Source organism: Hoeflea prorocentri, from assembly GCF_027944115.1.
Taxonomy (GTDB): Bacteria; Pseudomonadota; Alphaproteobacteria; order Rhizobiales; family Rhizobiaceae; genus Hoeflea_A; species Hoeflea_A prorocentri.
In genome coordinates this window covers 3842525-3865038 of record NZ_JAPJZI010000001.1, presented here as the reverse complement: position 1 = coordinate 3865038, position 22514 = coordinate 3842525, and the positions used below count along the sequence as shown (strand labels likewise).

General features: G+C 59.3%; 20 protein-coding genes. 14 read left to right on the top strand and 6 right to left on the bottom strand.

The annotated features are described in order from the left end of the window. The 5 genes from OQ273_RS18130 (at position 1) to cueR (ending at position 7531) form a co-directional block, all read left to right on the top strand. Positions 1–2622, top strand: coding sequence for a DUF2235 domain-containing protein (locus tag OQ273_RS18130; protein ID WP_267992109.1), 2622 nt, complete (start codon positions 1–3; stop codon positions 2620–2622). A gap of 147 nt (positions 2623–2769) precedes the next feature. Further along, positions 2770–3666, top strand: coding sequence for an NAD(P)-dependent oxidoreductase (locus tag OQ273_RS18125; RefSeq protein WP_267992107.1), 897 nt, complete (start codon positions 2770–2772; stop codon positions 3664–3666). A gap of 65 nt (positions 3667–3731) precedes the next feature. After that, positions 3732–4637: an alpha/beta hydrolase family protein gene (locus OQ273_RS18120; protein ID WP_267992105.1), complete on the top strand. Its 906-nt coding sequence runs from the start codon at positions 3732–3734 to the stop codon at positions 4635–4637. 101 nt (positions 4638–4738) lie between these two features. Next, positions 4739–7105 carry a heavy metal translocating P-type ATPase gene (locus tag OQ273_RS18115; RefSeq protein WP_267992102.1) on the top strand — a complete coding sequence of 789 codons (2367 nt, stop codon included), beginning with the start codon at positions 4739–4741 and terminating at the stop codon, positions 7103–7105. A 24-nt stretch (positions 7106–7129) separates the two neighbouring features. Beyond that, positions 7130–7531: a Cu(I)-responsive transcriptional regulator gene (gene cueR / locus OQ273_RS18110; protein ID WP_267992100.1), complete on the top strand. Its 402-nt coding sequence runs from the start codon at positions 7130–7132 to the stop codon at positions 7529–7531. Here cueR and OQ273_RS18105 read toward each other — a convergent pair. The 3 genes from OQ273_RS18105 to OQ273_RS18095 are packed head-to-tail and all read right to left on the bottom strand — an operon-like array spanning position 7525 to position 9598. Next, positions 7525–7938: a Fur family transcriptional regulator gene (locus OQ273_RS18105; RefSeq protein ID WP_276562335.1), complete on the bottom strand. Its 414-nt coding sequence runs from the start codon at positions 7936–7938 to the stop codon at positions 7525–7527. The two genes, cueR and OQ273_RS18105, sit on opposite strands and share 7 nt — an antisense overlap. Continuing rightward, complete coding sequence (locus tag OQ273_RS18100; RefSeq protein WP_267992098.1) at positions 7939–8769, bottom strand: metal ABC transporter permease; 831 nt, start codon at positions 8767–8769, stop codon at positions 7939–7941. Beyond that, the gene (locus OQ273_RS18095; RefSeq protein ID WP_267992096.1) at positions 8759–9598 is read right to left on the bottom strand and encodes an ATP-binding cassette domain-containing protein; all 840 of its coding nucleotides are present in this window, start codon (positions 9596–9598) and stop codon (positions 8759–8761) included. The genes OQ273_RS18100 and OQ273_RS18095 overlap by 11 nt, the downstream gene beginning before the upstream one ends. Positions 9599–9745: 147 nt before the next feature. Here OQ273_RS18095 and OQ273_RS18090 point away from each other — a divergent pair, with 147 nt between their 5' ends. After that, positions 9746–10912: a zinc ABC transporter substrate-binding protein gene (locus tag OQ273_RS18090; RefSeq protein WP_425602989.1), complete on the top strand. Its 1167-nt coding sequence runs from the start codon at positions 9746–9748 to the stop codon at positions 10910–10912. 14 nt (positions 10913–10926) lie between these two features. Here OQ273_RS18090 and OQ273_RS18085 read toward each other — a convergent pair whose 3' ends face one another. Next, the gene (locus OQ273_RS18085; protein ID WP_267992093.1) at positions 10927–11694 is read right to left on the bottom strand and encodes a DeoR/GlpR family DNA-binding transcription regulator; all 768 of its coding nucleotides are present in this window, start codon (positions 11692–11694) and stop codon (positions 10927–10929) included. Positions 11695–11748: 54 nt separating this feature from the next. On the opposite strand from OQ273_RS18085, the gene OQ273_RS18080 reads away from it, so the two are divergent. From OQ273_RS18080 to OQ273_RS18065, 4 genes are all read left to right on the top strand, one after another. Then, positions 11749–12576 carry a DUF3750 domain-containing protein gene (locus tag OQ273_RS18080; protein ID WP_267992091.1) on the top strand — a complete coding sequence of 276 codons (828 nt, stop codon included), beginning with the start codon at positions 11749–11751 and terminating at the stop codon, positions 12574–12576. 48 nt (positions 12577–12624) lie between these two features. Next, on the top strand, positions 12625–13356 hold the full coding sequence (locus OQ273_RS18075) for an SDR family NAD(P)-dependent oxidoreductase (protein ID WP_267992089.1): 732 nt from the start codon (positions 12625–12627) through the stop codon (positions 13354–13356). Continuing rightward, positions 13353–14783 carry a cryptochrome/photolyase family protein gene (locus tag OQ273_RS18070; protein WP_333781694.1) on the top strand — a complete coding sequence of 477 codons (1431 nt, stop codon included), beginning with the start codon at positions 13353–13355 and terminating at the stop codon, positions 14781–14783. Before OQ273_RS18075 ends, OQ273_RS18070 begins: the two co-directional genes overlap by 4 nt. An 84-nt stretch (positions 14784–14867) precedes the next feature. Then, entirely contained in the window at positions 14868–15923 is a 1056-nt protein-coding gene (locus OQ273_RS18065) for a dipeptidase (RefSeq protein WP_267992087.1), read from the top strand. Between the two features lie 6 nt (positions 15924–15929). Here OQ273_RS18065 and OQ273_RS18060 read toward each other — a convergent pair whose 3' ends face one another. After that, entirely contained in the window at positions 15930–16967 is a 1038-nt protein-coding gene (locus tag OQ273_RS18060; RefSeq protein ID WP_267992085.1) for a M42 family metallopeptidase, read from the bottom strand. A 218-nt stretch (positions 16968–17185) separates the two neighbouring features. On the opposite strand from OQ273_RS18060, the gene pyrC reads away from it, so the two are divergent. From pyrC to OQ273_RS18040, 4 genes are read left to right on the top strand one after another with little or no spacing between them, the layout of a single operon-like run. Then, positions 17186–18223 carry a dihydroorotase gene (gene pyrC / locus OQ273_RS18055; protein WP_267992083.1) on the top strand — a complete coding sequence of 346 codons (1038 nt, stop codon included), beginning with the start codon at positions 17186–17188 and terminating at the stop codon, positions 18221–18223. Between the two features lie 32 nt (positions 18224–18255). Further along, positions 18256–18957, top strand: a complete 702-nt coding sequence (locus OQ273_RS18050) for an orotate phosphoribosyltransferase (RefSeq protein ID WP_267992081.1) — start codon at positions 18256–18258, stop codon at positions 18955–18957. 33 nt (positions 18958–18990) lie between these two features. Continuing rightward, a complete protein-coding gene (locus OQ273_RS18045) occupies positions 18991–20241 on the top strand; it encodes a saccharopine dehydrogenase family protein (protein WP_267992080.1) in 1251 nt (416 codons plus the stop codon). 1 nt (position 20242) lies between these two features. Then, positions 20243–21421, top strand: a complete 1179-nt coding sequence (locus tag OQ273_RS18040; protein ID WP_267992079.1) for a carboxynorspermidine decarboxylase — start codon at positions 20243–20245, stop codon at positions 21419–21421. A 93-nt stretch (positions 21422–21514) separates the two neighbouring features. Here OQ273_RS18040 and OQ273_RS18035 read toward each other — a convergent pair whose 3' ends face one another. After that, positions 21515–22396, bottom strand: a complete 882-nt coding sequence (locus tag OQ273_RS18035; protein WP_267992077.1) for a LysR family transcriptional regulator — start codon at positions 22394–22396, stop codon at positions 21515–21517. Positions 22397–22514: the final 118 nt, after the last annotated feature.

The following is a 22514-nucleotide window of genomic DNA, read 5'->3' as shown; positions in this document are numbered from 1 at the left end:
GTGGGCGAGGAAAACAAAACAAGGAGCCGGTCCAAACCCGGCGGTGCCGGGACCGGTGAGGCACAGCATGCCGATGTCTTAAAAAAAGGGAAGAGGATTGTCGTTTTCGCCGACGGCACCGGTAACGCCTTTACTCAGCAGGAATCGAATGTCTGGCGGCTTTATCAATCGCTGGACCGCTCAAAACCCGATCAGATTGCGCGGTATATTCAAGGCGTCGGTACTTCGGGAAACAGCCTCTTGGCAAAGCTTGATGGAGCAACGGGCTTCGGTGTTCCAAGCAATGTACGCAAGCTCTACAGGTTTATCTGTTGGAATTGGGAGCCGGGCGACGAGATATTCATGTTCGGCTTTAGTCGCGGATCGTTCACCATTCGCACCTTGGCAAGCCTCATCCACAACCAGGGTCTGATGCCGGCGGAAATTGACGGCAAGCCTGTCTCAAGAGCCGATATGCGCGCCAATGCGATGGGGGCCTGGCGGCAATACCGCAGCAACACGGTGAAGTTACGCCGGCAACACCTCGGTTCGGATATCTGGAAAGTATCACCCACGGTCGGAATAGCCCGCCTTGTACGTGATGGCCTGGTGTGGGTTTTCCGAAGGATCATGAGACGTAAGCCGCATCGCGAAGTTGAGGCCATACTGGAGGACAAACAACCGCGAAGGTTGGGCGGGTCCGTTTCGATCAGGTTTCTGGGCCTGTTCGATACAGTCGAGGCTTATGGTGTGCCGATCGAGGAATTGCGTAAGCCGATCGACTATCTGATCTGGCCAATGTCGTTCCGCAACCGAATCTGCAGTGAAGCGGTCCAAACGGTCAGGCACGCCCTGTCGATCGACGACGAACGCAAGACGTTCCACCCGGTCCGTTTTGACCAGACGCCAAGGGACAGTGCCGGTACGGAGATAAGTGAGGTCTGGTTTTCCGGCATGCACTCCGACGTGGGGGGTGGTTATCCGGACGATTCACTGGCTTTCACACCGCTTTGCTGGATGGCACGTGAAGCGCGCTCACTGGAACTGCGTTTTCGGTGCGATAACCTGAATTACTTTTACGAACATTCTTCTGTACTCGCCCACATACACAATTCGCGCAAGGGCATGAAGGCGTTCTACCGCTATTCGCCGCGCCGCATCACCACCACGGAAGCCGACGGCGGCGACCCTGTCGTGCACAACAGTGTGATCCAAAAGATAGTTTTCGGGTCGGAAGGTTACGCGCCCACCACACTGCCAGACACGTTTGAAGTTCAGATGAGTGACGAGTCGATCAGGTATGTTGAAAGGTCGGATGATCAGGAGCCGTCCTCGGCGTCGAGTGAAAAGAAGCAAGAAGAGGAATTGAAGCCCGATGCTGCTGCCATGCAGCGGCTTCGAGCTCAAAGGCCGAGCCTGGAAGGTGCCGATATCGTTCGAAATCTGGTTGTCCTGCGCCGGTTGGCCTATTACGCGCTTATTATCTGCGTCATTTATCTCGCGTTTCTTCCCGTGCTCGGCGGAGCCTTGAGCTATTTTGGTTTGGATTTTGAGGAGACCAGAGCTCGGAGCTGGGCGAGGATACTTTTGGACTGGGTGGCGAATTTTACGCCTGGTTTCCTGCAGCCGTGGCTGGATGCCTTTCGGGAAAATCCAATATCGGCTCTTTTGCTCATAGGTTTGGCTGCCCTCTTCTATTCACTCAACACGCGGCTCAGCAATCGAATCAAGGACACGGCGCTGAGCGCCTGGGATAGCAAACGAGGCTCGCCGGCATTGCCGGGGAGTGTTCGTTTTTTTGTTGACCTGGTCAGAAGACTGCGCCTGCACAAAGTCGGGGAGATACTCGTAAAGTTCAAAATCACGCTCATTCCTGCCATTGCCTTTGTTGCGCTCCTTCTTGTTGCGGTGGCAGTTGCGGCAAACTGGTTGTTTGTCACAGGCAAGACGGCGTCGGGCGGGTTTTGTCCGCAACAGAAATTGAATTGGGTCGAACTCCGCTTGGATGCTTCTTCACATTCGAAAGCCGGCTTCTTGCCTTCTTCAAGGTGCTGGGCGACGGGTGTAAAGGTGGTGGAGGGGCGAACCTACACACTCTGGATCGACCAACGGACAGAGGATAATGAACCGTTTGTTGATCATACGATCCCGGTCGGTGCCGCCCCGTTCAAATCGAGCGGCTGGCGCCATCGTCTCATGGCGCCGACTTTCCGCCGCTGGACCGGGGCCGATTGGTTCCAACCGATCGTCCAGATTGGTGCGCACGCCGAGGAGAGCTTCCCGCTTAAGGCGATCGACGGCCAGCCACCGCTTCTGGTCCCTCGTGACGGTCTGGAATATGAAACAGACAACAAACTGGCCATTTCGGATACGTGGCAAAACTTGTCGGAGCAAAGCAGAAAGGGCTTCAAAGAAAAACTTTTGCTGCTGAACGAGAAGCCGACGGCCTTTGGCGGCGATGTCGGAATTCCGCTGATCTTCTCGGCACGATTTGAAGCACCGGCAAGCGGCGAACTCTACCTCTACGTAAACGATGTCCTGATCATGTGGGATCGGCGCATTTTTTACGAAAACAATACCGGAAGTGCCACGGTGACCGTCCGGATGGAGGCAATTCCGAATCTGCCCAAAGTGCAGCCCTGAGAGCCCCACGGGCTCGACACTCAAACCCTATCCCCTCCAGTTGCGCTTGCACATTGAAAGCGGATGTGCGCAAACAATCACGGCAAAGAGGCAGTCGGCGGGTCAGACCGGTGCGCGCGGGCCTCTGCAGCAGGAGGACAACAGGCAATGAATGTTGGGATCATTGGTGTCGGTCTGATGGGGCACGGCATCGCGCGCAACGTCTTAAAGCGCGGCGGCTTTAAGCTCTGGTTTCTCGAGCATCCCGGCAACCAGCCGACAGATGAACTGCTGGAGCTTGGAGCCACGCCCTGCTCCACAACGGCCGCGGTTGCTGCGGCGACGGACCTGATGATTCTGTGTGTCACCGGCTCGCCGCAGGTCGAGGCGGTATTGACGGAGCCTGATGGCGTACTTTCCGCCATGCGGGCGGGCACGGTGGTTGTTGATTGTTCGACCTCCCTGCCTGGCTCAACAGAGCGCATGGCGGCGCTGGTGGCTGAGGCGGGCGGCTTTTTTCTCGACGCGCCTATGACGCGAACGGCCCAACACGCCCATGAGGGAACGCTGAACCTTCTGGTCGGCGGAACGGCCGAGGCGCTGCTGAAGGCTCAGCCGGTGCTGGATTCGTTCACCGCAGACGTCCGTCATGTGGGCGGCACAGGCACCGGACACCGGCTTAAGCTTCTGCACAATTATGTCTCGATCGGCTTTATTTCGCTCCTGGCCGAAGCCGCCGCGGAAGCAGAGAATGGCGGGGTCGATCCGAAAATCTTTGTCGACGTGCTCGCATCCGGCGGTGGCGGCGGTGTCGCGCTCGACAGGATGGCGCCGTTTTTGACCGAGCAGGATCGCAATTCATTGCCCTTCGCATTGAGCAATGCGCAGAAGGACATCGACTACTACCGTGCAATGGCCTCAGAGGCAGGTTCCGGGTGCCGTATTGCCGATGGCGTTTCGGACGCCATTTCTCACGGGCTTTCGGTGGCTGAACAGGCCGGAGAAGCCGAGACAATATTGCCTGAACTGGCGCGCCTTTTGCGCCGAAACGACAATTCACGGTGATATCCTGGACAGATGCGTCGCGCCCGAACATTTACAAGGTCATTGGCGCATGAGATGAGCCTGTCATGGCACAATTGACGCGTGACACGTTGTGGTCCCTTCTCGGATACGACCGGCCGCCGGTGAAGGGTGGTGAGGTTGTTGTCGAGGAAGACTATAGGCTTCGTGATCTGACTGTACAGAAGGTCGGGATCTCGGACGGGCGCCGCATGGTGCCGACCGTCGTGTTGCTGCCACGTGCCGCGGCACGGCGCGGAAGCGTCCTGATCTACTGCCATGCCCACGGACATCGCCACGACATCGGCAAAGCTGAGTGCCTTGAAGGCCGGCCCGCGCTGCTGGATCCGCCATTGGGCGTTGCCCTGGCGGAAGCCGGGCACATCGTGGTCTGCCCGGACATGCCGGGTTTTGGCGAGCGTGTTGATGAGGGAACGGAAAGCGCACTGGCAAAGGCGCTGCATTGGCATGGCGGGACACTCCTCGGACAGATGCTGGCGGACCTCTGCCTGGTGCGGGACTCGCTCGCCTTCCTGCCGGTCGCACAGGGTGCTCCCTGCGGCGTGGCGGGCTTTTCGATGGGGGCGTTTTTGTCCTTCTGGCTGGCTGCGCTGCGCCCCGACTTTGCAGCCTGTGCCCATATGTGCGGCTTTGCCAGCCTCTCCGGCCTGATCGCAGCCGATGGGCACGATCTGCATGCCCCATATCTGACGGTGCCGGGCCTGTTGCGGCACGGTGACATGCAGGACGTTGCCGCCCTCATCGCGCCGCGGCCGCAGCTCGTCGCATCGGGCTTGCAGGATCCGCTGACGCCTGCCTCGGCTCTGGAGCCGGCGCTGCTGCATCTTTTGCATGTCTATGGGGAGAACGGAGACCTGACGGTTCTGACCGATCAGGATACCGGCCACGTTGAAACGCCCCGCATGCGGTCGCAAGTTCTAGCGTTCTTCAATCGGACGCTTCCACCGGCCTGAGAAGACCTCCAAAAAAACCACGATAAGTGCAAGGACGCTTGACCTTCCAGTTGCTGGAAGCCTTATATCCGCTGCAGTCAGTGATTTGGGCGAAGGAAAAGATGGAACAGCGGACCGTGAATGATGAAGGCCGCCATGGCGGCAGCGGCGGCCGCAAGGCTGATGCACTCAATGAGGGCTACACGGACCCGGTATGCGGCATGTCGGTCGATCCGGCGGCGGGCAAACCAACTCTTTCCTATCGCGGAAAGGACTATCATTTCTGCAACCCGAAATGCCATGACCGTTTTGGGGCCGACCCCTATTTCTATCTGTCCGGAAACAACACGAGAAAGAAGCAGCCGGTGGCTGCCGACACGCGCTACACCTGCCCCATGGACCCTGAAATCGTTCAGGACGGGCCCGGAACCTGCCCCATCTGCGGCATGGCACTGGAGCCGATGGGCGGCGTATCCGATGAACCCAATCATGAGCTGATCGATTTTTCCAGGCGGCTGTGGATTGCCGTTGGGGCGGCGATCCCCTTGCTCATCCTGACAATGGGGCCGATGGTCGGGTTGCCGGTGCGCACCTGGCTCGGCGAGACCGTTTCGCTCTGGCTGGAGTTTTTGCTTGCCACACCTGTTGTCCTATGGGCGGCCGCACCTTTTTTCCATCGCGGCTGGACCTCAGTCAAAACCTGGAACCTGAACATGTGGACGCTGATCATGATCGGCGTCGGCGCAGCCTATATCTACAGTGTGGCGGCAATAGTGTTGCCCGATCTGTTTCCGGAAGGAGTCCGCACGCACGCCGGGCACGTTCCCGTTTATTTCGAGGCAGCGGTTGTCATTGTTGCCCTCATCTTTGTCGGTCAGGTGCTTGAATTGCGCGCCCGTGAACGCACCGGCGACGCGATCAAGGCACTGCTTGACCTCGCACCGAAAACGGCACGGCGAATAACGCCGGATGGTGACGAATATGACGCGCCACTGGAAAACATCATCGAAGGCGACCGTCTGCGTGTTCGCCCCGGCGAAGCGGTTCCGGTCGACGCGACCGTTGTTGACGGGCAGAGCGCGGTGGATGAAAGCATGCTCACCGGCGAACCGGTGCCGAATGAAAAGGCGGCTGGCGATGCGGTCACCGGCGGGACGCTGAACCGCAACGGCACCCTGATTGTCGAGGCAAGCCGGGTCGGAGACGAAACCGTGCTGTCGCAGATAGTTGCCATGGTCGCGTCCGCTCAGCGCTCGCGCGCGCCGATCCAGGGATTGGCCGACAAGGTTGCCTCCTATTTTGTACCGACCGTCGTGGCGGTTGCGGTCATTGCCTTTGTTGTCTGGCTTGTCTTCGGCCCGAGCCCGGCCTTTACCTATGCGATTGTCGCTGCGGTCTCGGTGCTGATTATTGCCTGCCCCTGTGCACTCGGGCTTGCGACACCCATGTCGATCATGACGGCAACCGGGCGCGGGGCGCAGACGGGCGTGCTCATCAGGCAGGCCGAAGCCCTTGAGCGCATGGCGGCGGTCGATGTTCTGGTCGTCGATAAGACCGGGACGCTGACCGAGGGCCGCCCGGCTCTTTGCGACGTTATAGCCCTTGGTGAACATGAAGAGACAGGTGTGCTGTCTTTTGCTGCGGCGCTTGAAAAAGGGTCTGAACATCCGCTGGCCGAAGCGATTGTCGAAGGGGCCCAAGCACGCAGTGTCGAGATTGGCGATGTTGTCGATTTTGAGGCCGTCACCGGAAAGGGTGTCAAAGGCATCGTTGCCGGAAAAACGGTCGTGCTCGGCAACGAGGCGATGATGAGCGGCGAGAGGATCGATACCGCTTCGGCGCGTGAGACTGTGGATCACTTTGGCACCGAGGCAAAGACGGCAATGTATGTCGGGGTCGATGGCGAATTGGCAGGGATCGTTGCCGTTGCCGATCCAATCAAGCAGACGACCGCTGGGGCGATCGACGAGCTGCATCGGGCCGGACTGAAGGTCATCATGGCCACAGGAGACAATGAACGCACGGCGAAAGCTGTGGCTTCGACGCTTGGAATCGACGAGATCAGGGCGGGCGTGTTGCCTGAAGACAAGAGTGATCTGATCAGGGCATTGCAGGCGCAAGGTCACAAGGTCGCCATGGCCGGCGACGGGGTCAATGATGCTCCGGCGCTCGCGGCAGCCGATGTGGGTATCGCCATGGGAACCGGAGCCGATGTCGCGGTCGAAAGCGCCGGTATAACCTTGCTCAAGGGCGATCTGACCGGCATTGTCAGGGCCCGGCGGTTGGCGCTCGCGACAATGCGCAACATAAAACAGAACCTGTTTTTTGCCTTTGTGTATAATTCCGCCGGCGTTCCGATTGCAGCCGGCATCCTGTACCCGCTGACCGGCATGCTTCTGTCGCCGATGGTTGCGGCGGCGGCCATGAGCCTGTCATCGGTCTCGGTGATCGGCAATGCGCTGCGGCTGCGCCGTACCCCGCTTGGCTGAGGCGGTTGAATCCGGAGAAGGTCCATGAATATCGGTGAAGCCGCGCTTCAATCCAACCTGCCGGCCAAGACGATCCGCTATTATGAGGATATCGAACTGGTTATGCCGGAGCGCAGCGCCAACGGCTATCGCAATTACTCCGACAAGGATGTGCACCGGCTGCGCTTTGTGCAGCGCGCAAGAAGCCTCGGCTTTTCCATCGACGAATGCCGCTCACTGCTTTCGCTCTATCAGGACAGCAACCGCGCAAGCGCCGACGTCAAAGCATTGGCGACGTCGAAAATTCAGGAAATTGATCGCAAGATGACCGAACTCGGTTCGCTGCGCCGCACCCTGACGGCTCTTGCCGACAAATGTCACGGCGACGACAAACCGGATTGCCCGATCATTGACGATCTGGCCGGCACGCAAGACCCATTTCAGTGATCGCCGCAGGACCGGCAAATGCCACTCAGCTCGACAACGGAGCGCTTAAGCGCGAAATTGGCTTTGCCGGCGATTTCGTCCAACCGGTCCGAAAGATCGTCATCTGAAAGCTCCCTGACCTGACCGCAGATCTCGCAGATGGTGAAGGCGATGGTTTCATGGCTTTCGCAATTGGGATGGCTGCAGGCAACGAATGCATTAAGGCTTTCCAGCCTGTGCACCATTCCGAATTCCACCAGCTTGTCGAGTGCCCGGTAGACCTGAAGCGGCGCTCGAAAACCCTCCTCGCGCAGCTGGTCGAGGATCGTATAGGCGCTCATTGGCACTTTTGCCTGCGACAGCGCTCCCATCACCAGGGACTGGTTTTTGGTAAGATCGGGATGGACGTGTTCGCTGTGACCCATCATTTACCCCTTATCAGAAACGGGTGCGGCACGCACCAGCTTCAGCAAAACCCCGGCTATAGGCGAAACGCTGATCAGGAAAAAGGCGAGCGCCGCCACAACGATGCTGGGGCCGGAGGGCGTGTCCCATTCAAGCGAGCCGAAGAGACCCGCGATCACGCAGGCCGCCCCGATCACTGCCGCGAGTACGGCCATCTGTTCAGGTCCGGTGGCAAACCGCCGTGCTGCTGCGGCCGGGATAATCAGCATGGCCGTGATCAGGAGGACGCCGACTATTTTCATGGACATGGCGATGACGGCGGCCATCAGCAGCATGAAGACAAAATTCGCGCGCTCAGGGTGCGTGCCCTCCGCATCGGCGATCTCCCTGTTGACCGTTGCTGCAAAGAGCGGGCGCCATACCAGCGCGAGCACGCCGAGCACCGCGGCGCCTCCGATATAGATGACGGCGATGTCGCTGCGCGAGACAGCAAGGATGTCGCCGAACAGGAAACCCATCAGATCCAGGCGCACCCAGCTCATGAAGGCGAGCACCACGAGGCCAAGCGCCAATGCCGAGTGAGCAAGCAGCCCGAGAAGGGAGTCGGCGGAAAGCGTGGCGCGCTTCTGCAGGAGCAGAAGCGCAATGGATATGAATGCCGACACCACAAAAACGGTCAGTGTAATATTGACCTCTAACAGAAACGCCAGTGCCACACCCAGAAGCGCGGCATGGGACAGCGTATCGCCGAAATAGGCCAGTCGCCGCCATACGATGAAGCAGCCCAGCGGTCCGGCGATCAGGGCGACGCCGATACCGGCGATCAGCGCGCGCGAGAAGAAATCATCCAGCATCGCTGTGTTCCTTCTCCTGTTTCGTCTCGCCGTGGCGATGATGGCCGTCTTCCGGATGGCAATGATCGGTGATCGTGCCGTCCGCGTGTTGCACCCGTCCGTCCGGCAGGTGGGTATGGTCGTGACTGTGCTCGTAGACGGCAAGCGCCGGGGCAGCCCGCCCGCCAAACAAGGAACGGTAGGCCTCGCTTGAGGCGACGGCGGTCGGCGTGCCCGAACAGCAAACATGCCCGTTGAGGCAGATAACACGGTCCGTCGCTGCCATCACGACATGAAGATCGTGTGATATCAGCAGGATACCGCATTGGATTTTGTCGCGGATTTGGCCGATCAATTCGTAAAGGGCGATTTCTCCTGTGAAGTCAACGCCTTGGACAGGTTCATCCAGGACCAGCAAATCCGGTTTGCGTGCGATCGCCCGCGCCAGCATCACGCGCTGAAATTCGCCCCCCGACAGTGTCCGCACTTCGGAGCGCCTCAAGTGCTCGACGCCGGTCGCAGCCATGGCATCGTCCGCGTCCCGTTTGGCGAGCTTGCCTGTCAGGCGCATGAACCGTTCGACCGAGAGCGGCAAGGTCCAGTCGATGGAGACCCGTTGCGGAACATAGCCGACAACAAGCCCGTCGCGGCGGCTTGCCGCTCCCTCTGACGGTTTCATGATGCCGAGCGCCATCTTTGCCGTCGTTGATTTTCCTGATCCGTTGGGCCCGATCAGTGTGACGATCTCGCCAGGGCGCACCTCAAGATCTACGCCGCGTACAAGCCATCGGCCGTCACGGAAAAGTCCGGCTGAACTAAGAGACAGCAAAGGATTGGTGTTTTCGAGCACGGTGGATCTGGACCCTGAAAAACTGATGGTTCGGGTGTTGCGGGCGCTTATCGCACACGTTATACCATTACGCAATTGTGTAATCATATAACATGACGTGCCTATTCGTGCACGCTTGGTTAGAGGAACGGTCCCGATATGCGTTTGATGAAGATATTTCTTTCCGCTTCGATGCTGGGTGGCACAGCGATTGCTGCCCAGGCAGAACCAAATGTGGTTGTATCGATCAAACCGGTTCATTCCCTCGTTGCCTCAGTGATGCAAGGTGTCGGCACTCCGGAACTTATTGTCGAGGGTGCGGCCTCGCCGCATACCTATGCGTTGAAACCCTCACAGGCAGCCAACTTGGAGCAGGCCGATCTCGTTTTTTGGGTCGGGCCGGGATTGGAGGCGTTCCTCGAAAAACCTGTCGGGACTATCGCCGCCGGGGCTAAGTCCGTGGAACTCGCCGATACGCCTGGTCTCATAAAGATCGATTTCCGCGAGGGTGGGGCCTTTGAAGGGCATGATCATGACCATCACGCCGGTCATGATCACGATGATCACGATCATGCCAAGGCGGAAGCCCATGACGACCATGATCACGACGACCACGATCATGCCAAGGCGGAAGCCCATGACGATCATGATCACGATGACCATGATCATGCCAAGGCGGAAGCCCATGACGACCATGATCACGACGACCACGATCATGCCAAGGCGAAAGCCCATGACGACCACGATCACGGCGACCACGACAAGGATCACGCCCATGCGGAGGAAGCCGGGCATGACGATCACGCCCATGGCTCCTTCGATCCTCACATCTGGCTGGACCCTGAAAATGCAAAGGTGCTGGTTGTAGAGATCGAGGCAGCACTAAGCGCCGCCGATCCTGACAATGCTGCGAAGTACAGCGAAAACGCCGCGGCCCTGAGTGCCCAGCTGGATGGCCTGACCACTGAGATTTCACAGATTCTCGAGCCGGTTCAGGGCAAGGGCTTTATCGTTTTCCATGATGCCTACCGTTATTTTGAGAACCGCTTTGGTGTAGCGGCCGCCGGCTCGATAACGGTATCGCCGGAGGTTCTGCCCGGAGCAGAGCGGCTTCGCGAAATCCAGGCGAAAATCGGCGAATTGGGAACGACCTGTGTCTTTTCGGAGCCGCAATTCGAGCCGAGGCTGGTCGCCACGGTCACAGAGGGAACCGAAGCGGCTTCCGGCGTGCTCGATCCGCTCGGCGCGAACTTGGAGGATGGTCCGGAGCTTTACCCCACATTGCTGCACAATATGGCAACCTCGATGCGCGACTGCCTTTCTGAAGGCAGCTGATCCAAAAGGGCTGATCAGGTCGCGACGATCAGCTCGACATTGGCCTCGCGGCATATCTGCATGATGGATTTCGGCGGCGCTGCATCGGTGACGAAATAGTCGATATCGGCCAGTTGGCCGATCTGCACCGGTGCGCGCCGCTGGAACTTCATGTGGTCTGCGACAAGGATCTTGCGGCGCGACTGTTCGATAATCGCCTGGGCAACGCGCACCTCGCGATAATCAAAATCGAGCAGTTCGCCGCTGGCATCAATGGCCGATGCGCCGATAATGGCAAAATCCACCTTGAACTGACGAATGAGATCGACCGCTGCCGCGCCGATGATGCCGCGGTCGCTCTTGCGCACCATGCCGCCGGTGATCACGACCTCGACATCCTCGGCTTCCGACAGGATGAAGGCGACGTTGAGATTGTTGGTGATCGCCATGAGCCCGCTATGCCGGCGCAGCGCGTGGGCAACCTGCTCCGTGGTCGTGCCGATATTGAGGATGACTGACGAATTGTTGGGAACGATCTCGGCTGCTGCCGCTGCGATCCGCGCCTTTCCTTCCGACGCCATGTCGCGTCGGGCCTGATAGGCCACGTTGACCGTATTTGACGGGAAAACCGCACCGCCATGAACGCGCTGCAACTTTTCAAGATCGCACAGCTCGTTCAGGTCCTTGCGGATCGTCTGCGGCGTCACGTCAAAATGCGCGGCAAGGCTGTCCACCTCGACGCGGCCGTCGCGCCGGGCGATTTCAAGTATATCGATTTGTCTCGGCTGCAAAATCTGCGCCATGGCCTGCCTCCCTGCCGCAACAAATTAAGTCGGATTCTTCACAAAGATCAATTGATGGTGAACAACGCCGTACATCAATCGCGCGGCTTGCATGCTGCAGAACCGTTTTCTAACCTTCTGAATATGAAATATGTGTTTCTTGCCCTGGTCCTGGCTTTCGTCGCCCCGCTCTTTGCGCAGATGACGATCTATGCGCTGAGCGGACCGCAGCCGCACTGGCGCAGCGCCGACCGCTCGGCCTCGGGCCTTGCTCCTGAGCCGGCAGAGGAAAAAGCCGCCATTGTTCAGGTTTATGCCGCCCGCGCCTATCGCTGGCGCGGCATTTTCGGTGTGCACACATGGCTGGCGACGAAGGAAGAAGGCGCTTCGGACTATACCCGCTACGATGTCATCGGCTGGGGCAGGGCGCTGCGCCGGAGCATCGGACCGCCGGATGGGCGCTGGGTCGGAAACACACCCCAGTTGCTCTTTGAGGCGCGCGGTGCAGTGGCCGCCCGGATGATCCCGCAGATCGAAGCGGCGATTGCGGCCTATCCCTATGCCGGCAACGGATCCTATACGCTTTGGCCAGGGCCGAACTCCAACAGTTTCATCGCGGCGATCGCACGCAAGGTTCCGGAACTCACCGTTTCCCTGCCTTCGCTTGCCATTGGCAAGGACTATGCCTCCGGTTGGCTGACCGTGATGGAAATGCCGTCCAATACGGGCTGGCAGATTTCCATTGCCGGTTATGGCGGCATCGGGTTCGGACGCGTTGAGGGAATTGAGCTGCATGTTCTTGGTCAGACACTCGGGATCGATCTGTTTCGGCCTGCCATAAAACTGCCGGGCATCGGCCGGCTAGGCCTTGAGCGTTCGGACCGTTTCGGCCTGCGGTCTTGATCGTCCGGCGAAGCGGCCTATCTGACGTCGCCGAAGCAGAGGGTATGAATGTCAGGAACAAGCGAACCGCATATTGCCGTTTTTGGAGCTTCCGGCGCGATCGGGGGTGCCTTCGTACGCGAGATTCTTGCGCGTCATCCACGGGTTTATCTTCATGCCGTGACCCGCTCCGGGGCGGCACATGAGGACAACCGTGTGCACTGGCACCGGGCAGACTACCGTGATGAGACCTCGCTTGGGGATGTCGCGGCCGCCATCTCGCGGCACGCGCCCATTGATTTGGCGATCGTTGCGACCGGACGGCTTCATGATGCCGCCATCCGGCCCGAAAAGGCCTTGCGCGATATCTCCGCCCCGGCGCTTGAACAGCTTTATTTCGAAAATGCCGTCATCCCCGCATTGATCCTCAAACATGTGGGTCCGCTTTTGCGGCGCGATGGGCGCGCGGTCTTCGCCGCGCTGTCCGCAAGGGTCGGAAGCATTTCCGACAACCGGCTCGGCGGCTGGTATGGCTATCGCGCATCCAAGGCGGCACTCAATATGCTGATCAAGACCGCAAGCATCGAACTGGCGCGTCGGAACCCTGAGATGATTGTCGCCGGCCTACACCCCGGCACCGTCGACAGCCCGCTGTCCGGGCCGTTCCAGTCGGGCGTTAAGCCGGGTAAGCTCTTCACACCGGATTTTGCCGCGCACAAGCTGCTGGATGTGCTGGACGGCCTCCAGCCGGAAGACAGCGGTCATTGTTTTGCGTGGGACGGCCAGAGGGTGCCGGCATGATGGCGGCGCCCGATGAAAACGTCATATTCTGGTTTCGCCAGGACTTGCGGCTTGCCGACAATCCGGCGCTGCTGCGCGCCGTCGAGGCGGGCCGGGTACTGTGTGTCTTCATCCTCGACGATGAAACGGCCGGCGACCACAGGGCGGGTGGTGCATCCCGCTGGTGGCTGCACAATTCGCTCACACGGCTGAACGAAAGTCTTGACGGCCGCCTCAACCTCTATCGCGGCCGGGCGGGCGAGATCATTCCCGAGCTTGTGGGTCGCCACCGGGCGTCGGGCGTCTACTGGAACCGCTGCTACGAACCCTGGCGGGTTGAACGCGACACGGCCATCAAATCGGCACTCACCGATCGCGGTGTTGCCGCGCACAGCGACAATGCATCTTTGTTGTGGGAGCCGTGGGAGGTGTTGAAAGGCGACGGGACGCCCTATCGTGTGTTCACGCCCTTCTATAGAAAGGGCTGCCTTCAGGCGCCGGCGCCGCGCAAACCTCTTGACGCGCCGAAGCTTTCCGATCTGCTGACCGATCCGGCCGCGCTGTCGCTTGATGCCCTGGATCTCTTGCCTTCCATCCCGTGGCACGAATTGCTCGCCAGCCACTGGACGATCGGCGAGGAGGGCGCGCGCGCGCGTCTTGAGGAGTTCCTCGAAGAGGGACTTGAAGACTACAAGGAAGGCAGGAACTTTCCGGCCCGTGCGAATGTCTCGCGCCTGTCGCCGCATTTGCACTTCGGCGAAATCTCACCCAACGCCGTCTGGTATATGGCCGGGCAGTCAGGCAGCGGGGTCGATCTGGATCATTTCCGTTCCGAGCTCGGTTGGCGGGAGTTTTCCCATTCCCTTCTTTATCACTTTCCTGATCTGCCTGATACGAACCTTCAGGCATCCTTTTCAGCCTTTCCCTGGCACACGAATGATGTGGCCTTGAAGGCATGGCAGCGTGGCCAGACCGGAATTCCGATCGTTGATGCCGGGATGCGCGAGCTCTGGCAAACCGGCTATGTGCACAATCGCGTGCGCATGATTGTCGGCTCCTTCCTTGTCAAGAATCTGATGCTCGATTGGAGATCCGGCGAGCGCTGGTTCTATGATTGCCTCGTTGATGCCGATCTCGCCAATAACAGCGCCGGTTGGCAGTGGATTGCCGGCTGCGGTGCCGACGCCGCGCCCTATTTCCGCATTTTCAATCCGGTGACGCAGGGTCAGCGCTTTGATGCCGATGGAGCCTATACGCGCCGCTTCGTTCCGGAATTGGCCGCTTTGCCGGACCAATGGCTGTTCAACCCGTGGGATGCGCCGCAATCCGTTCTTTCCGAGGCCGGTGTGCGCCTGGGGGATACCTATCCGCTGCCGATCGTTGATCTGAAAGCATCCCGCGAGCGCGCTCTGGAAGCCTATAAGCAGATGAAAGCCGCGGCCTCCTGATCATCCCGGCAAGATCGATCTTGATTTTGACGCCGCGCTGGTGAATGCAGGGAAAGGTCCGGCTCCCGGTGAAAGGCACTGCAAATGATACCGACGACGCGCATATTTGATGGTCACAACGATGTCCTGACGCGAACCCTGAAAGCCGGCGGTGTGGATGCGGCCGATAAGTTTCTTGCCGGCGTAAAGGGTCACATCGATGCGCCGAAGGCCAAGGCGGGCAATCTTGGCGGCGGTTTCTTTGCCATCTGGATTCCGACCATCGAGGATCTGGACGACGATCTGACCCTCATGGAAGCGCCGCAATACGACATCGCTTTGCCGCCGGCGACCAATCCCAAGAATGCGCTGCAGATCTGCATGGAAGAGACGGCGATCCTCTTCCGGCTTGAGGAACTGGGTGCATTGAAGGTCTGCCGGAACGCTGCGGACCTTCGCAATTGCCTTGAGAACGGCACCATGGCCGCGATCATGCACATGGAAGGCGCGGAGGCGATCGATGCTGACCTGCATGCGCTGGAGGTCATGTACCGCGCCGGGCTGCGTTCGCTGGGTCCTGTCTGGAGTCGTCCGACGATCTTCGGAGAGGGTGTTCCTTTCCGGTTTCCGGGATCACCCGATACCGGCGGCGGTCTGACCGAAGCGGGCACGCGCCTGGTGCGCCGCTGCAATGAACTCGGTATCATGATCGACCTGTCCCACATCACCGAAAAGGGTTTTTGGGACGTTGCGCGTCTCAGCGACGCGCCGCTGGTCGCTACCCACTCGAACGCCCATGCCCTTTGCCCGCATGTGCGCAACCTCACCGACCGTCAGCTCAAGGCAATTGCCGAAAGCGACGGCATGGTCGGCGTGAACTTCGCCGCGGCCTTCCTGCGTGAGGATGGCCGCATGCTCTCCGATGTCCCGCTTGCCCAGATGCTGCGCCACTTTGACCACCTCATTTATGTGCTTGGCGAGGACCGCGTCGGTTTCGGATCGGATTTCGACGGTGCGATCGTTCCAAGGGAGATTGGTGACGCATCGGGATTGCCGAACCTTGTCGAGGCCATGCGGGCGCATGGCTATGACGATGCGCTGCTTGCCAAGCTCTGCCATGAGAACTGGCTGCGCGTGCTGCAAAAGACCTGGGGTGCCTGACTTGCTCTAGGCCTGTTTGAGATAGGCCGCCAGAACGTCACGCGCGGCTTCCAGGTCGTCGCGGTCGATCATCTCCGTCACCGTGTGGATGTAACGTGTTCCCACGACAACACCGACAGCCCTCGCACCGGCTGCGGCCTGCTGGGCCGCCGCCCCGTCCTGGCCTCCGGCGCGCAGCATGGTGCGCTGATAGGGGATCTTGTTTTTCACGGCGATGGCTTCGATATCGGCGACAAGATCGCGGTCGGCGATAAAGCTCGAATCCTTCACATGCAGCCCGAAGCCCTTGCCCTGTTCGGTGGTTCGGTCCTGTTCGGGAACGCCCGGCGTGTCGCAGGCGAGCGTCGTGTCGATCCCGATGCCGATATCCGGCTTGACCGCGAAGGAAGCGGTGCGCGCGCCGCGCAGCCCGACCTCTTCCTGGCAGGTGAAGGCGACATGGATTTCGCAGCCATGCTTGACCTTGCCGAGCGCACGGATGGCCTCGATACCGAGCCAGCAGGCAACACGATTGTCGAGCGCCTTGGAGACGATCTTGTCGCCCATCTCGATGAGCGGCTCGTCCATTGTGACCATATCGCCGACCTTGACTTGTTCGCGCGTTTTCTCGCCGAGCCCCAGGTCGATGACGAATTCGGTCACCTCCGGCACCTTCTTGCGCTCCTCCGGCGAGGAGATATGGATCGGGCGACCGCCCGGATTCATGACGCCCTTCAGGTCACCATCGTCGGTGGAGACGAGAACGCGACGCGAAAAAAGGTTGCGGGGGTCGAAGCCGCCGACCGGATGAACGTAGATGAAACCCTTTTCGGTGATATGCGAGACGAGAAAGCCGATCTCGTCCATATGGCACAGCAGCATGATCTTCTTCGGGTCTTTCACCTTTTTGCGTGCATCGCGTTTGCACAAAAGCGAGCCCATCGGGTCGACAACCATCTCATCGAACAATGATCCGACTTCGGCTTCAATCAATGCCCGGACGCGGTGCTCGTGCCCCGGAACGCCGGGTGTTTCGCAAAGACGGCGAAGAAGGTCCACATTCATGTCGGCAAGGTCTCCTGAAAACTTCTGTGATGGATTGGTCTTACAATAGAAGCAACACATTGGTGATGACAGAAAAATCGCCCATGCGCAAAAACAACGGAAAACACGGACAAAGCTGTGTTCCGTTCTGGCTCTTACCGCAATTTGTTTGTAAAGGAGATCGCGGAACGCGCGCGCTTCCAAAGCCGCCGAATGCTCCCCAAAAAGACGGGCCACCCATGCAGGAACTCACAATCCGCCGACCCGATGACTGGCACCTTCATCTTCGCGACGGCGACATGCTTGAATCGGTGCTGCCGCATACGAGCCGGCATTTCGCACGCGCGATCGTCATGCCCAATCTGGTGCCGCCTGTCGCGACCACGGCAGATGCCAGAGCCTATCGTCAGCGCATCGAAAAGGCTCTTCCTGAGGGCGACAGTTTCACGCCCATAATGACGCTGTATCTGACGGAAGACACGCAAGCCGAAGACGTTGTCTCCGGTTTCCAAGGAGGTACGATCAGCGCGGTCAAACTCTATCCCGCCGGTGCGACCACCAACTCCCATAATGGCGTTCGCGATATCGAGGCGGTCTATCCCGTGCTGGAACGCATGGCGGAGGCCGGTGTGCCGCTTTGCGTCCACGGCGAGGTGACAGACAGCGAGATCGACATTTTCGACCGCGAGGCTGTCTTTATCGAGCGGGTACTTCATCCGATCAGGCAGCACATTCCCGGTCTGCGCATCATCATGGAGCACATCACCACCAGTGACGGGATCGACTATGTGGAAAGCAGCCCGGAAGGCATCGCCGGCACCATCACGACCCACCATCTGATCATCAACCGCAATGCCATCCTCGTCGGCGGAATAAAGCCCCACTACTATTGCCTGCCGATCGCCAAGCGGGAAAGCCATCGGCTGGCGCTGCGCCGGGCCGCGACCTCCGGAAAAAAGCGCTTTTTCCTCGGAACCGATTCCGCGCCGCATCTCGACACTGACAAGGAAAGCGCCTGCGGCTGCGCCGGTGTATTCTCGTCGATCAATACGCTGTCTTGCCTCGCACATGTTTTCGAGGAGGAGGACGCCCTCGACCGGCTCGAGGCCTTTGTGTCGCTCAACGGGCCGGGATTTTACGGGCTACCGGTCAATGAGGAGACGATCAGGTTGGTCAGACGGCAACAGCCGGTCGATTATCCCGAGCGAATCGAGACAGCATCCGGGCCAGTGACGGTCTTCGATCCGATGTTCCCGCTTTACTGGGATGTTGCCTAGGCAGTGCAGGCGCGAAAACGAAGGAAATTTTCATGTTCACAAATACATACCCCGACAGGGCGCTGACAGCCGAGCTGGTCGCCAAGATGCTGGTTGAAATCGAGGCCGTCCATTTCCGCGCAGACGAGCCCTATACGTTTACATCGGGTCTTGCGAGCCCGGTCTATATCGACTGCCGCAAACTCATTTCTTTTCCGCGCATCCGCTCGGCGATCATGGATTTCGCCGTCGGCACGATCATGCGCGAGGCTGGCTTCGAGCGCTTTGACGGCGTTGCCGGCGGCGAGACGGCGGGCATTCCCTTCGCCGCCTGGATATCGGAACGCATGGGCCTGCCCATGCAATATATCCGTAAAAAACCGAAAGGCTTCGGGCGCGATGCGCAGATCGAAGGAGAGATGCCCGAGGGCAGCCGGGTCATCCTCGTCGAGGATCTGACGACGGACGGTGGAAGCAAGATCAAGTTCGCCGATGCGATCCGTAAAACCGGGGCCACCATCGATCACACTTTCGCGATCTTCTACTACGACATCTTCAAGGATGCGCCGGAACGGCTGCGGCAAAACGGCCTGGAATTGCATTATCTCGCAACCTGGTGGGACGTGCTGGCGCTGTCGCGGAAAAACGGCTATTTCGACGAGAAAACCAACACGGAGGTTGAGGCCTTCCTCAACGCGCCGCTTGAATGGTCAAGTCGCAATGGTGGTATTTCGGAATTGCCCGAAAGACCCTGACGGCTCTTCGGTATTTTCTTATGGGAGACGGTGATGGCAAAGCCCAACCTGTTGATTGTCGGCGCCGGCGGCGTCGGTCAGGTCACCGCCAACAAGGCGGTCCAGTTCCGGGATGATTTCGGAACCATTACCCTGGCGGCGCGCAATGCGGACAAGCTGAACCGCATCGCAACCGAGATTTGCGGGCGCTGGGCCGGCGGCGAACAGGTGCTTTCGGTGCGCACCTTGGATGCCCGCAATCTTGATGAGATGATCGCCCTTATCCGCGATCTCGATGCCGGGCTCGTGCTCAACGTCGCCTCATCCTATTGCAACAGGACGATCCTGGATGCCTGTCTGGAAACGGGCGCGAATTATCTCGACACGGCGCTGGCCGAGGACGAGTTTATCGAGAACATTGAAGCGCCCTGGTATTCCTATATCGAGTGGCCGCGCCGGCCGAAATTTGCGGAGAGGAAAATCAGCGCTTTTCTCGGCATGGGGTTTGATCCGGGTGTCGTCAATATCTTCTGCGCTTACGGGCGCAAGCACCTTCTGGACGAGATCGACACAATCGACATCATCGACGTGAATGCCGGCAGCCATGGACGCTACTTCGCCACCAATTTCGATGCCGACATCAACCTGCGGGAAATCCGCGAAGATGCGATCACCTGGGAAGACAAGGCCTGGAAAACCATACCGCGACATTCGCACTGGATGGATGTTTCGCTGCCCGAGGTCGGCACGCACCGGGTCTATTCCATGGGCCATGACGAGATCCAGTCGCTGGCGGTCAATTTCCCGGATACGCACCGCATCACCTTCTGGATGGGATTTGGCGAACATTATCTCAATGTCTTCAACGTTCTGGACAATCTTGGTCTCACCTCATCCGTGCCCGTCGAGGTCGATGGGGTGAAGGTCGCGCCGAACCGGCTGGTCAAGGCGCTGCTGCCCGATCCCGCATCGTTGGCGGAAGGCTATACCGGCAAGATCTGCATCGGTGTCGAACTGCGCGGGCGCAAGGACGGCAAGGAGAAACGTTTTTTCATCTGGTCGAACTGCGATCACCAGGAAAATTTCCGCGAGGTCGGCAGCCAGTCGATTTCCTATTCGACCGGGATACCGGTGATCACGGCGGCGCGTCTGATCGCGAACGGCACCTGGAACCCGCAGACGATGGTGCATGTTGAGGAGCTCGACCCTGATCCGTTCATGGCGCTGATGCCGGACGTGGGAATTGCATGGCAAATGCAAGAGCTTCCGCTCGACGGCAGTTGGCCCTATCCGGCCGAGGTGTGACGTGGTCGGCAACCACAATTTTGTGCGTCTCGACACGTCCCACCTGCCAAGCCCCTGTCATGTGATCGACCTGGTGCGGCTTGAGGACAATCTCAAGCTTTTAAAACGGGTTGCTGATGAAAGCGGTGCCGAGGTCCTGTTGGCTCTCAAGGCCTTTTCCTGTTTCGCCGTTGCGGAGCTGATTTCAAAATATCTTGCCGGAACCGCTGCAAGCGGGCTCTATGAGGCCCGTCTCGGCAAGACCCGGTTTGGCGGTCAAATGCACGCCTATGTGCCGGGCCTGAGGGATGAGGATGTCGACGAACTGCTGACCCATGCGGATCATCTGATCTTGAACTCATTGGGCCAGTGGCATCGCTTTCGAGGCCGACTGGAGGCAAGGCCGGGCAAGTCCTTCGGTCTGCGGGTCAATCCCGGCCACAACGAAGTGGAAAACCCGCTCTATGATCCCTGCGCGCCCTGGTCGAGGCTGGGCGCCCCGGCATCCGGGCTGAAGGCTGAAGACCTTGAAGGCCTGTCCGGCATTCACATTCACATGTTGTGCGACCATGACTATGACGCCTTTGACCGGATGCTGGATGCGGTTGAAACAAACTGCGGACATCTCTTCGGCAGCATTGACTGGATCAACCTTGGCGGTGGGTTGCTTGTCACTGAGGATAATTTCCCGGCTAATAAATTAATATGTCGGCTACAGGAATTCAGATCCCGAACCGGTCTCCACGTTATACTCGAACCGGGAACTGCTGTTGCCTTGCATGCTGGGGCGCTTGTGTCCGAGGTGCTCGACCGCAGCACCAATGTGGGCGCGTTTGCGATCATGGACACATCGGCCACCTGCCATATGCCGGATGTCATCGAAGCGCCGTTCACGCCGGACGTTCTGGGCGCGCAAACCCTGCCGCGAGAGACAGAGCCACGCCCGGATATCCCGGACATCGTCCGCCTCGGCGGCCCGACCTGTCTGGCAGGCGATATCATCGGCACCTATCGTTTCAAGAACCCGCCGAAAGTCGGAGACCGTCTCGTTTTCCTGGATCTTGCCTATTACACTATGGTCAAAGCGACGACCTTTAACGGCACGCACCTTCCTGCGCTGGCCCTGTGGGACAGTGCGACGGACACACTGGATGTCGTGCGAACCTTTTCCTACAAGGATTTCGAGAGCCGTCTCTCGTAGAAATGCTGCAAAAATGCTGCGCAGCATAAGTGCAGCATTCTGCGCACAATAAAAATGCTGCACTGCAACATAGTCTGCAGTAAGATCCGGAAATCAAACGAATTTATCTCTCGACTGATCCGTCTCCTCCGCGATGAAATCAACCACGGCCTTGACCCTTCGGATATCGCGCAGGTTCTCGTGATAGACGATCCAGTAGCTCCGCTCGACGCGTCTTTTCGGCAGGACCGGAACAAGGTCCTTGTGGGGCCGGGCAAGGAACGTGTGCAGGATGCCGATGCCCGCGCCGGCCCGGACCGCCTCGACCTGACCGAGGACGGCCGATATCTCGAAATCCGACTCCCAGTTGCGTGCGAACTCGGAGCGGTAGTGCAATTGCGGTGAGATGATGAGGTCTTCTACATAGCCGATAAGGCGGTGCTGTTTGAGCGCCTCTTCGCTTTCCGGCAATCCGTGTTCGGCGGCATAGGTCTTCGATGCAAAGAGCGCCAGCGTATAGTCGACCAGTTTGCGGGTGATCAGTCGGCCGGCATCCGGCCGGTCCACGGTAATCAGAATATCGGCTTCCCGGCGCGACAGGGAAAAACTTTGCGGCACGGGCACAAGCTGTATCTTCAGGCCCGGATAGCGCGCCGCCAGCTTGCCGAGGCGCGGCGACAGGAACGAAACTCCGTAGCCATCCGTCGCGCCGATCCGCACCGTGCCGGAAACATCCATATCCGTCATGCCGACGGAGGCGCGCGCCGACAGCATTTCCGCTTCCATACGTTCGGCTGCGTGGAGAAAGGCTTCGCCCTCCGGCGTCAGGTCGCAGCCATTGGTTCGCCGGATCAGCAGTTTTGAGCCGAGTGACGCTTCCAGCGCGCTCACCCGGCGTCCGACGGTCGCGTGGTTGAGTTCCAGCCGGCGCGAGGCGGCAAGGATTTGACCGGCCCGCGCGACGGCGAGGAAAATTCTGACGTCGTCCCAGTTCATATTAATCTGCCCTGCCGCACATCCATTCGGACTGAACTATAAAATACGCACAACGGTTGCGATAGTCTGCGCATTGATTTTCACCGGCCAAAGCGCACAATGCCGGCAGTCAATTGTG